General features: G+C 71.2%; 12 protein-coding genes. 7 read left to right on the top strand and 5 right to left on the bottom strand.

Annotated elements, in window-relative coordinates; all coding sequences use genetic code 11:
* Positions 1-36: 36 nt before the first annotated feature.
* From PKF00_RS26245 to PKF00_RS26235, 3 genes are all read left to right on the top strand, one after another.
* Positions 37-756 carry a PIG-L deacetylase family protein gene (locus PKF00_RS26245; RefSeq protein ID WP_271220300.1) on the top strand — a complete coding sequence of 240 codons (720 nt, stop codon included), beginning with the start codon at positions 37-39 and terminating at the stop codon, positions 754-756.
* Between the two features lie 92 nt (positions 757-848).
* Positions 849-2,351 (top strand): M1 family metallopeptidase, encoded by a 1,503-nt coding sequence (locus PKF00_RS26240; protein ID WP_271220299.1) that lies wholly within the window; start codon positions 849-851, stop codon positions 2,349-2,351.
* A gap of 286 nt (positions 2,352-2,637) precedes the next feature.
* Positions 2,638-3,387 (top strand): ABC transporter permease, encoded by a 750-nt coding sequence (locus tag PKF00_RS26235; RefSeq protein ID WP_271220298.1) that lies wholly within the window; start codon positions 2,638-2,640, stop codon positions 3,385-3,387.
* Between the two features lie 171 nt (positions 3,388-3,558).
* On the opposite strand, the gene PKF00_RS26230 is transcribed toward PKF00_RS26235, so the two are convergent.
* The 5 genes from PKF00_RS26230 to PKF00_RS26210 all read right to left on the bottom strand — a co-directional run bounded on the left by PKF00_RS26230 (position 3,559) and on the right by PKF00_RS26210 (position 8,662).
* On the bottom strand, positions 3,559-4,395 hold the full coding sequence (locus tag PKF00_RS26230) for a CPBP family intramembrane glutamic endopeptidase (RefSeq protein WP_271220297.1): 837 nt from the start codon (positions 4,393-4,395) through the stop codon (positions 3,559-3,561).
* A gap of 76 nt (positions 4,396-4,471) precedes the next feature.
* On the bottom strand, positions 4,472-4,735 hold the full coding sequence (locus PKF00_RS26225; RefSeq protein ID WP_271220296.1) for a WhiB family transcriptional regulator: 264 nt from the start codon (positions 4,733-4,735) through the stop codon (positions 4,472-4,474).
* A 510-nt stretch (positions 4,736-5,245) separates the two neighbouring features.
* A complete protein-coding gene (locus PKF00_RS26220) occupies positions 5,246-6,715 on the bottom strand; it encodes a glutamate-cysteine ligase family protein (RefSeq protein ID WP_271220295.1) in 1,470 nt (489 codons plus the stop codon).
* Between the two features lie 38 nt (positions 6,716-6,753).
* Entirely contained in the window at positions 6,754-7,392 is a 639-nt protein-coding gene (locus PKF00_RS26215; protein ID WP_271220294.1) for a response regulator, read from the bottom strand.
* Between the two features lie 55 nt (positions 7,393-7,447).
* Positions 7,448-8,662 carry an ATP-binding protein gene (locus PKF00_RS26210; RefSeq protein WP_271220293.1) on the bottom strand — a complete coding sequence of 405 codons (1,215 nt, stop codon included), beginning with the start codon at positions 8,660-8,662 and terminating at the stop codon, positions 7,448-7,450.
* Between the two features lie 142 nt (positions 8,663-8,804).
* Between PKF00_RS26210 and PKF00_RS26205 the strand changes: the two genes are divergently transcribed.
* The 4 genes from PKF00_RS26205 to PKF00_RS26190 all read left to right on the top strand — a co-directional run bounded on the left by PKF00_RS26205 (position 8,805) and on the right by PKF00_RS26190 (position 12,065).
* Positions 8,805-10,520 carry a PspC domain-containing protein gene (locus PKF00_RS26205; RefSeq protein WP_271220292.1) on the top strand — a complete coding sequence of 572 codons (1,716 nt, stop codon included), beginning with the start codon at positions 8,805-8,807 and terminating at the stop codon, positions 10,518-10,520.
* Positions 10,510-10,719 (top strand): hypothetical protein, encoded by a 210-nt coding sequence (locus PKF00_RS26200; RefSeq protein WP_271220291.1) that lies wholly within the window; start codon positions 10,510-10,512, stop codon positions 10,717-10,719. Before PKF00_RS26205 ends, PKF00_RS26200 begins: the two co-directional genes overlap by 11 nt.
* Positions 10,720-10,770: 51 nt before the next feature.
* Positions 10,771-11,346 (top strand): CGNR zinc finger domain-containing protein, encoded by a 576-nt coding sequence (locus tag PKF00_RS26195; protein ID WP_271220290.1) that lies wholly within the window; start codon positions 10,771-10,773, stop codon positions 11,344-11,346.
* A 275-nt stretch (positions 11,347-11,621) separates the two neighbouring features.
* Complete coding sequence (locus PKF00_RS26190) at positions 11,622-12,065, top strand: VOC family protein (RefSeq protein WP_271220289.1); 444 nt, start codon at positions 11,622-11,624, stop codon at positions 12,063-12,065.
* Positions 12,066-12,073 lie beyond the last annotated feature (8 nt).

Raw genomic sequence — 12,073 nt, 5'->3', positions numbered from 1 at the left:
GAATTCGTCGACGCGCGAAAAACGGAGGAGTCCCGCATGCTGTCCGAGAACGAGATCAACCGGGTGCTCGTGGTGACCGCCCATCCGGACGACGTGGACTTCGCCGCGGCGGGTTCGATCGCGCGGTTCACCGACAGGGGCGTCGAGGTGACGTACTGCGTCGTCACCGACGGCGACGCGGGCGGCTTCGACCGCGTGCTGGACAACGGCGGCATGGCCGAGCTGCGCCGTTCCGAGCAGGTCAACGCGGCCAAGGCCGTCGGCGTGACCGACGTGCACTTCCTCGGCTACCGCGACGGGACCGTGGTGCAGAGCCTGGACCTGCGGCGCGACATCACCCGGGTCATCCGTCAGGTCAGGCCCGACCTCGTGATCACCCACACGCCCGAGCGCAACTACAGGTTCGTCGCCCCCAGCCATCCCGACCACCGCGCGGTCGGCGGCGCCACGCTGGACGCCGTCTACCCCGACGCGCGCAACCCCTACACCTTCCCCTCGCTCCTGGGCGAGGAGGGGCTGGAGGCGTGGACGGTCAGGGAGGTGTGGCTCAACGGCGGTCAGACGCCCGACCACTACGTCGACGTCACCGACACCTTCGACCGCAAGCTCAGCGCGCTGCGCGCCCACGCCAGCCAGGTCGGCCACCTCGAGGATCCCGAAAGCCTCATACGCGACCGATCCTCCCGGATCGCAGCCGAGGCCGGCTTCGGGGAGGGCCGCTACGCGGAAGCCTTCCAGCGTGTCCTGACCGTCTGAAACAAAGATCGCGCCTGTCTCTTGTAAGCTTTACCCGTATTACCTAGTATTCAGGTAGGTAATGCATGCTTAATCCTTGGATGGAGACAAACGTGCGCAAGAGAGTGCTCACCACCGCGGTCGTCGCCCTCGCCGGAGTGTTCACCGCCGTGCCCGCCGTCGCCGCGCCGGGAGGACAGGGAGCCCCGGGTGTCGGTGACCCGTACTACCCCGACTACGGCAACGGCGGTTACGACGTCGGCCACTACGACTTACGGCTGAAGTACCAGCCCGCCGACGACCGCCTGGAGGGCACGGCGACCATCACGGCCACCGCCACCCAGGACCTGACCCGGTTCAATCTCGACTTCGCGCTGACCGTCAACGAGGTCCTGGTCAACAACCGCAAAGCCGCCTTCGCGCGCTCGGGCGCCCACGAGCTGGAGATCACCCCGTCGCAGGCCCTGCGCAGGAACCAGCCGATCACCGTGGTCGTCAGATACGCGGGCACCCCGTCCCAGGTGTCGGTCAACGGCTACAACCCCTGGCTGCGCACCCCCGACGGCGGTGTCGCCGCCGGTGAGCCCGAGGCCGCCTGGTGGTGGTACCCCAGCAACGACCACCCGTCCGACAAGGCGACCTACGACGTCTCCATCCTCGTCCCCGACGGCACCCAGGCCATCAGCAACGGCACCCTGCAGTCGGCCGCCTCCCGCCTTGGCTGGACCCGCTACAACTGGCGCTCGTCCAAGCCCCAGGCGACCTACCTGACCACGTTCGCGGCCGGCAAGTTCGAGATCATCAGGGACACCAGCGAGAGCGGGCTGCCGGTCTTCAACGCCTACAGCAGGGACCTCGGCGCCGACGAGGGCGCGGCCAAGGCCAGCGTCGAGCGCACCGCGGAGATCGTCGACTGGGAGAGCGGCGTCTTCGGCCCCTACCCGTTCGAGGCGATCGGCGGGTACGTCCCCAACGTGCCCACCGGCTACGCCCTGGAGACCCAGACGCGGCCCTTCTACAGCCCCCGCCACTTCCGACTCGGGGCCAACCCCTACGTCGTGGTGCACGAGCAGGCGCACCAGTGGTTCGGCGACGACGTCTCGCTCAAGACCTGGCGCGACATCTGGCTCAACGAGGGCTTCGCACGCTACGCCGAGTGGCTCTGGTCGGAGAAGGAGGGCGAGGGGACGGCGGCGGAACTCGCCGCGTGGACCTACTCCTTCTACCCGGACGGCGACCCGTTCTGGCAGGTGAAGCCGGGTGACCCCGGAGCGCAGAACCAGTTCCACGGAGCGGTGTACAACCGTGGCGCGATCGCCCTGCAGGCCCTGCGCGCCGAGGTCGGCGACCAGACCTTCTTCAGGATCCTGAAGGGCTGGCCCACGGTCCACAAGTACGGCAACGCCCGCATCGAGGACTTCGTCGCCTACGCGGAGCGGACCTCCGGCAGGCAGCTCGGCGCTCTCTTCCAGACCTGGCTGTTCACCCCGAGCAAGCCCGCCTCCGCCCCGCAGGCGTCGAACGCCAGGAGCGCCTCCCCGACCGGCGAGCTCAAGGAGCCGAAGTCCTGGAAGAAGATCCAGCGGGAGGGCCTGTCCGACCACGGATCCCACTGACCGTCCCGCGACAACCGGGACGAACCTCGTGCCCGTCCCCCGAAGGGGTTCCGGCGGGACGGGCACGCCCGACCGGACGCACGGGAGAAGGGAGCGGGACAAGAGCCTGACAGCAGGCGAACGAGAGGCGACAAGAGAAGGCCGACACGAGGAAGGCAGGTGAGCGATCTCCTGGACGACATCCGCTGAGATACGCCGGCATCCATGATCTCCGTGGTCCCCGTGCTCCCCCGGGCACGGGGACCACTCACGTCGGCGGCCCCGCCCGCGTGGAAGCCTTGCTCCCATGAGCACCATCGGCCTGTCTCCCCTCACCGCCGTTGTCGTCGCCCTCCTGGCCGTGGCGGGCGCGGCCGTCTCCCGGCTGGGCGGCCTCGGACACGGGCGCGCCGTGCTCGTGGCGTGCCTGCGGGCCGCCGTCCAGCTCGGCGCGGTCGCGCTGATCATCGTCTGGGCCGTCGAGCGGCCGCTGGCGGTGGCGGCCTTCATCGCGGTCATGTACGGCGTGGCGAGCCGGACCGCCGGACGCAGGATCACCCGCGGCCCCGCGGTCCGGTGGGCGGCCGTTCCCGTCGCCGCGGGAACACTGCCCGTGCTCGCGCTGCTCGTCGGCACCGGCGTCGTGCCTTTCAGGGGCATCACGCTGATCCCCGTGGCGGGCATCCTGCTGGGCGGGTGCCTGACGGCCACGGCGCTCGCGGGACGGCGGGCGGTCGACGAGCTGGCCCTGCGGCACGGCGAGGTCGAGGCGGCGCTCGCGCTGGGCCTCTCCGAGCGGGACGCGGCCCTGGAGATCTGCCGTCCCGCGGCGGCCCAGGCGCTGACGCCCCCGCTGGACCAGACCTCGACCGTGGGCCTGGTCACGCTTCCCGGAGCCTTCGTGGGCATGCTGCTGGGCGGGGCGAGCCCGGTCCAGGCCGGGGTGGTCCAGCTCGTCGTGCTGGTCGCGCTGCTGGCGGCCGAGGCGGTGGCCGTGCTCGTCACGATCGAGCTGGCGGCCCGGGGCCGCTTCCCCGTACGGCGACGCACCGGCTGACATCGTGACCGGGAACGTTCACCGGGTCGCGCACCGTGCGAAAGCGCCGGGCACGCCCGTGTCGGCACTCGCCGTACCGGCGCGCGGAGAACACCGAGAACCCGGCGGAGGCATGCGGTCGCCGCCCCAGGTGACGGGCCGCTCAGGGACGCCCGTACGGTGGCGGGCCGGTCAGGGCTCGCGGTCGTCGCGGCGGGGGCGGCTCTCCGGTGCGGGGGTCGAGTCGGGCGGCGCGAGGCGGGCGAACAGGTAGCCGAGCGAGTTGGTCGCGAAGTGGAACAGCGACGGCGCGGCGAGGCCTCCCCTGCGTCTCAGCTCGCAGAAGAACACCCCGGCGACCGCCGTCGCGGCCACGGAGCCCGCCACCACCCGCGCCACCTCGCCCGCGGACGGGCCGCCCCGAGGATCCGGCGCGCGGTCGGCTCCGGCCTCCCCGTCCTGCGGGGCCTCCCCCGACGCCAGACGGCTCAGCGCGGGGTTCGCGGCCATCATGTCGATCGCGGGAAGGACGTGCCAGAGGCCGAACAGGGCCGAGGAGACGGCGGTGGCCGTGGCGGTCCCGTGGGTGCGGGCGACGAGGGCGTGGACCACCCCGCGAAAACCGACCTCCTCCAGCAGGACCGTGCCGAACGGGACCTGGAGCAGCGCCTCCTCGATCGCGCGGGCGCGGGACAGCGACAGGGCCCGCTCGTCGCGGAAGAAACGACGGGTCGCCGGGACGGCGATCCCCACGCTGTAGACCCCGGCGACGGCCGAGGCGAGGAGGCCGCCGATCAGCAGGCCCCTGGAACGCTCACGGAACCCCATCTCCGACCATGAGACCCCGTGACGACGGGCCAGTGCGAGCAGGGCGCCCACGGTGAGGGTCGAGGTCAGCGGGGCCATCCTCGGGGCGACCCGGTTGTTGAGCACGTTCGCCGCCGCCAGGACGGCGACCGCGCCCGCGAGCGCGGCCCGCGCTCCCACCGTCACGGCCGTGCTCTCGTCCGTCTCTCCCCGCACAGCCACGCTCTCCGCCTCTCGGCTCGCCTCTGTCGCCCGCATCGAGGCTACGCGCCGGACGGTCGGCCCACGCGCCGGACGGTCAACCGGCGGCGGGCTGCCGCCACCCGGCGGGGAAGCGCAGGCTGCGCCGCTCCTGGACGGTGAGGCCGCCCCAGATGCCCTCGGGCTCGCCCGCGCGCAGGGCGTAGGCCCGGCAGTCGGCCAGCACCTGGCATCCCGAGCAGACCGCCTTCGCCCGCGCCTCCTGCTCGGCCGACTGCGTCAGCGGGAAGAACATCTCGGGATCGCTCGCGCGGCAGGCGCCCCGTACGGCCCAACCGATCTCGCGAACCGTCCTCCGCATGACATCACCCCCTGTGGATCGTCGGCCTCAGACTAGGCGGACCGTGACCGCGCGACATCAGCCTTCCGGCGGATTCACAGGGTAAACACGGAGGCGTATCACCGCCGGCGGAGGCGTCCCGTGACGGTCCCGGCACCGCGGCCGCCGCCCGAGGTGCGGAAAAGCCGCGCACCTGGAAACGCGGACCGGCCCCGCCCCGGCACCTGATGGAGATCTGGCACCGGTCGGAGGAAACGGAGAAGTCATCGCAGGAGTAGAGGAATCTCGCTGACGCGTCGGAGGCCGTCGCCCCGGTGACCCAGACGATTCCCGGTGCGAGAAGAACGGCCGCGGTCATTTCCATCGTTTTTTCATCAGGCCACGCCAAGTCAGCGCAACCGTAGGTGAAAGAAACGTTTCGTCTTCCTGGCATGCCGCGCCGTCGGCCGTCGAATCAATCGGAAAAGGATTTCGCCCCGCCCGGACAGGAACGGCGGAGGCCTTCACGTCACGGCGGGAGGGCCGGGTCCCTCACATCGCGGGCCAGGCGTGGACGGGCTGATTGGTGTGCATGTGCTCGATGTAACGCAGGGTCATCCGGCGCAGCGCCTCGTGCCTGTCGAGGTTGTCCATCGCGTTCACGGCGTCGGTCTGCCAGCTCGCCCCGTTCCTGCCCGTCACGCACCGCCGCTCGATGATTGTGAGCAGCTTGTCCCGCACGTCTGCGTCGACCTCCCGCAGGGCGAGGCCCTCGTGGGCGAGCGGCAGCAACCGACGCAGGATCAGCTCGGACGCGACCACCTCGCCCATGCCGGGCCAGTAGAGGCGGGCGTCGAGACCGCCTCTGGCGGCGGCGTGCAGGTTGTCCTTGGCCGCGGCGAAGGACATGCGCGTCCACACCGGGCGTTCCATGAAGGGCAGCACGCGCATGAGGCCGTAGTAGAACGCCGCGTTCGCGGCGATGTCGGCGACGGACGGCCCCGCGGGCAGCACCCGGTTCTCCACCCGCAGGTGCGGCACGCCGTCCACGACCGCGTAGATCGGCCGGTTCCACCGGTAGATGGTCCCGTTGTGCAGTGTCAGCTCGCCCAGTTCGGGAGGCACGCCGCGGGCCAGGTCCTCCTGCGGGTCGGCGTCGTCGCACACGGGCAGCAGGGGCGGGAAGTAACGCGCGTTCTCCTCGAACAGGTCGAAGACCGAGGTGATCCACCGTTCGCCGAACCACACCCTCGGCCGCACTCCCTGCGCCTTCAGCTCCGCGGGGCGGGTGTCGGTCGCCTGCTCGAACAGCGGGATCCTGGTCTCCTGCCACAGGTGCTTGCCGAACAGGAACGGCGAGTTGGCCGCGACCGCCACCTGGGCCCCGGCGACGGCCTGGGCGGCGTTCCAGGTGGCGGCGAACGCCGAGGGGGCGACCTGGAGGTGGAGCTGGAGGCTCGTGCAGGCCGCCTCGGGGGTGATGCTGTCGGCGTAGGTGTCGAGCGTCTCGTCGCCTCGGATCGACAGGTGCAGGTCCTCGCCCCTGGCCGCGAAGATCTGCTCGTTGAGCAGCCTGTAGCGGGGGTTGGCGGACAGGGTGCCCTCGTGCACGTCGCTTTCGCGCAGCGTGGGCAGGATGCCGACCATCACCAGGTGCCCGCCGACCGTGTCGGCCCGCTCCTCGGCGTGGTTGAGCCGGTCGCGCACCGTCTTCTCAAGGCGTACGGCGCCGTCCCCCTCGAGCGGTTCCGGCAAGATGTTGATCTCGACGTTGAACTGGCCCAGCTCGGTCGCCCAGTCGGGCTGCGCGATCGCCGCCAGCACCTCGGCGTTCTTCATCGCGGGCTCGCCCCGGTCGTCCACGAGGTTGAGCTCGATCTCCAATCCGGCCCTCGGCCTGTCGGCCTCGAACCTGAACTCACGCAACATCCGCGCGAGGGCGTCGAGAGACCGGCGGATCTTGTCCCGGTATCGTCGGCGGTCCTCCCGGCTGAACACCATGGCAGGTACGTCACGACCCATACTTCGCAGAGTCGCACATAAGTTACAGGTAGTACAGATCACACCAAACGTCGCGCGGTCGCCCAGCGTGAGAGCTCGTGCCGGTTGGACAGCTGGAGCTTGCGCAGGACGGACGAGACGTGCGTCTCCACCGTCTTGACCGAGATGAACAGCTCCTTGGCGATCTCCTTGTAGGCGTAGCCCCTGGCGATCAGGCGCAGCACCTCGCGCTCGCGCTGGGTCAGCGAGTCGAGCTCGGGATCGATCGGCGGGGCCTCGCTCGAGGCGAAGGCGTCCAGCACGAAGCCCGCCAGCCTCGGGGAGAAGACCGCGTCGCCGTCGGCGACCCTGCGGATCGCGTCGGTCAGCTCGCGACCGCTGATGGTCTTGGTGACGTATCCCCTGGCGCCCCCGCGGATGACGCCGATGACGTCCTCGGCCGCGTCGGAGACCGACAGGGCGAGGAAGCGGACCTGCGAACCCGCCCCGAGGACCCGGCGCAGCACCTCCTGGCCTCCGCCTCCGGGCATGTGCACGTCGAGCAGCACCACGTCCGGCTGGAGCTCGGCGATGGCCTTGACCGCCGACTCGACGTCCTCCGCCTCCCCGATCACCTCGACCGAGTCGCCCAGCTCGGCGCGGACGCCCGAGCGGAAAAGACGGTGGTCGTCGACGATCAGAACCCTGACGGTGCTCATGAGAACTCCCTCGCCGCCCACGTCCGCTGCCTGCCGTGCCCGCTGGCCCGCTCGCTCACGCCTTCTCCAGTTTCATGGTCAACATCACTTCCGTACCCTCGCCCGGCTCGGTCCGCACCCGGGCGCTGCCGCCGTGGCGTTCCATCCTGCCAATGATCGACTGCCGGATGCCCATCCGGTCCTCCGGGACGTCCTTCATGTCGAATCCGACGCCCCGGTCCCGGACGAAGACGACGACCTCGTCCGGCTCCGCCTCGGCGTAGACGGAGATGACCGACGATCCAGAGTATTTCGCGGCGTTGACCATGGCCTGCCTGGCCGCCTGCATCATCGCGGACAGCTCGGGCGTCAGCGGGCAGTCGCCCACGCAGACGACCTCGATGGGCACGCCGTGCGCGTCCTCCTCCTCGGCGGCGACCCGCCGCACGGCCGCGGCCACCGACACGTCGGCGTCCTGTTTCGGCTGGTAGAGCCAGTTGCGCAGCTCACGCTCCTGGGAACGGGCCAGCCGCATCACCTCGCGCGAGTCGTGGGCGTTGCGCTGGATCAGCGTCAGGGTGTGCAGCACGGAGTCGTGCACGTGCGCGGCGAACTCGGCGCGCTCCTCCTGCCGGATGCGCTCGCGGCGCTCCCGCTGGAGCTCCTTCCACAGCGCCGCCAGCCAGGGGGCCGCGATGAAGGCGACGCCTCCCACGACCACCAGCGTGAACACGATGCCGGGCTGGGCGTTGTCCAGCTCGTCGGTCACCGCCAGGAAGCCGATCGCTCCGACGACGACGAGCGCCAGACCGGCGAGCGTGCGGGCCCGGTTCTGACGCACCTGCCCGACCGTGGTGCTCATCCAGCGCCGCCGCCGGTCGGGGTCGGCCTGCTGCCACAGGATCAGCGAGCCGATGCCGCCGGCCGCGATCGGCCACGCGCCGACCCCGCCCGTCGAGGCGCCGGTGAGCCAGGCGAGGGCCATCAGCGCCAGCCCGATCGCCCCGTAGGCGGCGATCTGGCTCCAGTCCCTCGACGGCTCCCTGCCCTCGTACGGTTCGAGCGGGGTGAACATCCACAGCGCCGCGTAGGCGACGACGCCGATCCCGCCCAGAACGGTGAGCAGCACGAAGGCCAGCCGCAGCACCACCGGGTCGAGCCCGAGCTGGGCGGCCGCGCCCTGGGCGACCCCGGCGACCAGACGCCCTTCAACCGGCCTCATCAGCCGAGGGAAGGCGTGTTCCTCGGATGCCACGGGCGCCGCGTCGCGAATTGTCTTCCTGTCAGCCATATCATCAGCATCGTCACATGTCGGGGGCGGTCACCGCATCAGGCGTTCCCCTGACGGGACCCTGAGAGGGGCCCGCCCGCTCCGGGGCGACTCAGGGGTCTCCCGGATGCGGTCACGGTCCCTGAAGGACCACGATAGGAACATGAACGACACCGGGAACGCACAGGACCCGGCGAGCACCCTGTCCGACTCGCCGCCCCTCTCGCCCCCGCATGAGGAGAGAACGCTCAGGCGCGGCGAAGAGGGCCGGATGCTCACCGGCGTCTGCGCGGGCCTCGGGCGCTACGCCGGGGTCGACCCCGTGCTGTTCCGCGTCGGCTTCGCGGTGCTGGTCCTGGGCTCGGGGATCGGCGTCATGCTCTACGTCGCGGCGTTCCTGCTCATGCGGGAGACGAACGGCGGTCCCGGATACATGGAGCAGTGGACCCGCAGGGACTTCGACGCCGAGACCGTGATGGCCCTGCTGACCGGCGTCTTCGCCTTCGGCCTGATCATCAACCTGTCCTCCGACGGCATCAGCACCGGCACGGTGATCGTCGGCACGCTGTTCGCCATCACCCTGCTCACCGCCCACTCCCGCGGCGTCGACCTGCTGGCCGTGGCCCGTTCCCTGCCTGACCGGCTGCGCGGACGACGGGTTCCCCGGTCCCCGGAACAGCCGTCAGCGCCGTCGGTGCCCTTCGCACCGCCGGCGTCCTCCGCGCCCCCCGCGGCCTTCACACCCTCCGCGTCCCCTGCGGCCTTCACACCCTCCGCGCCCTTCGCCTCCCCGCCCGACGTCGTCTCGTCCGCTCCCGCTCCCGCCCCCGTCTCCGCTCCCGCCGAGTCCGGTGAGTCCGGTGAGTCCGGTGAGCCGCCCGCAGCCGAGCCGGACACGCCCGCGCGGGCGCAGCCGTACCAGGAGAGCCGGCCGTACCGGGAGGAGGCGCGGGAGCGCCTCGCGCCGCCGGAGCCCGGCCCCGGCCCGCGGGAGCGGACGGAGACCTTCGACGCCGCCCACGCGGCCCCTCCGCCCGCGCCCCCGGCGACGCCCGCGGGCGCGCCCCCGGCGGGAAACGCTCCACGGACGGCGGGCGCGCCGTCGGGCCCGTACCACCCGGCAGGGATCTCGTTCGACTCCTCAGGGGAGCCGTTCTCGCCCTACGGCCCCTACCGGCCGCTGGACCCTCGCAGGCGACAGCAGCCCTACTCCCCCTACGACCTCTCCGGATACGGCCAGCCGGTCGAGAGAGCGCCCCGACCGAAGCGGCCCAGGTCGTTCGTCGGGGGCATCACCATCTTCCTGGCCATGATCGTCGGAGGAATCATCGTGGCGACGCAGTCCACGTCAGGGTCGGTGAACCTGACGGTCGTCGGCGGCGCGATGCTCGTCACCATCGGTGCGGGCCTGCTGGTCGCCACGTGGTTCGGCCGGGGCGCGGCCCTGGTCGCGGCGGGCGCCGTCATCGCGATCGCCCTGGTGGCGGGGTCGACGCTGGTCGACATGCCGAAGAAGTTCGGCAGCTACCACTGGGAGCCGACGAAGGTCTCGGAGATCGCCCGCACCTACTCGGTGGGGGTCGGCGAGGGAACCCTGGACCTGAGCGAGCTGCCGCTGCCACCGGGATCGCGCACCGTCCTCGACGTGTCCGTCTCGGTCGGCCAGATCAGTGTGATCCTGCCCGCGACGGCCAGAGCCGAGGTCAACGGGTACACCAAGTTCGGCGACGTCAAGATCGACCACTCGGTCGAGGGCGGGGCCGACGTCCGGTACCACAGGGTCCTGGAGCCCGAGAGGCCGCCGAAGGGTGACGTGGCGACCGTGGTCCTGAACGTCAAGGCGGGCATCGGAGACGTGGAGGTACGGCGTGGCGCCTGAGACGGATCCGGCGCGGCGCACGCGAAGGCACCGCACCGACTGGATGGCCCTGCTCAGCGGCCTGCTGTTCATCGTCTCCGGGATCCTCTTCATCAGCGTGCCCGACCTGGAGCCGCTGGTCATGCTTCCCGTCGTCCTGGGGGGTCTGGGCCTGGCGGGGCTGGTCTCCATCCTGGCCAGGGCGGTTCGGCGTCAGTAGGCCCCCGCTGGTCTCACGGGTGGCGGCCGTGTCAGGCGTTAGACTGAGGGAATGCTGGCCCTGGAGTTCGTGAGCACGGTCCGCGCGAGACGGAGCGGACCGGTGGACGAGCTCTCCGACGTCGAGGGCATGACCGTCTGGGGCCGCGCGCACGCCGCCGAGCTGGGGCTCGACCCCGGCTTCACCGCTTCCGAGGAGCTGTGGCGCGAAGTGGTCGAGTTGCGGCAGGCCGTACGGGCCCTGTTCGCCAGAGCCGTCGCGCCCGGCCCCGTGAGCAGCGCGGACGCCGACCGTCTTCCGGGGTTCGCCGAGTCCCTCGCCCTCGTCAACGCCACGGCGCTCGCCGTGCCGGTGGCCCCGCGGCTGGAGTGGCCCGCCGACGGCGTCCCCGTGGCCGTGAGCGTCTCCGCCGGCGAGACCGGACAGTCCGCGCGCGTCAGGGCCGCCCTGGCGGCGGCGGCGATCGAACTGCTGGCCGGACCACACCGCGAGCAGCTGCGCGCCTGCCTGGCCCCGCGCTGCGTGCTCTATTACGTCAGGGAGCACCCCCGTCAGGAGTGGTGCTCGGTCGGCTGCGGCAACCGGGCCCGCGCCGCCCGCCACTACCGCCAGCACAGGACCTCCTGACCCCCGCGCCCACCACGCCCACCACGCCCCCAGCCTCACGGCCCCGCGCGGTCCGTACGGGCCGCACGGGCTGCACCACGGCCCGCACCACGGCCCGCCGCGGCGCGCGTCCCGGCTTCCGGCAGACCTCTTCCTGAGCCCTCACCAGGCCGCGCCCTTAACGATCAGTGATCCACATCACATTTTTCTAACGGAAAAATCCATCAAGTTCCGTTATATTTACCTCACATCTTCTAACGGAACAGACCGTTAGAAGCCGTGAGGGGAGAACGGCGATGTCTTTCAAGACCGGCCATGTCGGCCTCAACGTCTCCGACCTCGACAGGTCGAAGGAGTTCTACCTGAAGGTCTTCGGCTTCGAGGTCCTCGGCGAGTCCGACCAGGCGGAGCGCCGCTACGCCTTCCTCGGCCTCGGCGGGGAGCTCCTGGTGACCCTCTGGCAGCAGAGCGAGGGCCGCTTCGCCACCGGCCTGCCCGGCCTGCACCACCTGGCGTTCCAGGTGCCGGACATCGAGACGGTCCGCAGAGCGGAGACCGTGATCCGGGAGATCGGCGGCACGCTCCACCACGACGGCGTGGTGCCGCACCGCGAGGGGGCCTCGTCGGGGGGCGTGTTCTTCGAGGACCCGGACGGGATCCGGCTGGAGATCTACGCCCCCAGCGGCGCCGACGAGCGGCCCGCCCCAACCGAGGGCGGCCCCACCTGCGGCTTCTTCTAAAACGGCCA

It is taken from the genome of Streptosporangium carneum (assembly GCF_027922005.1).
GTDB classification, from domain to species: Bacteria; Actinomycetota; Actinomycetes; order Streptosporangiales; family Streptosporangiaceae; genus Streptosporangium; species Streptosporangium carneum.
Note: the sequence above shows the minus strand (reverse complement) of the source record. Positions and strands in the feature narration are given on the sequence as shown.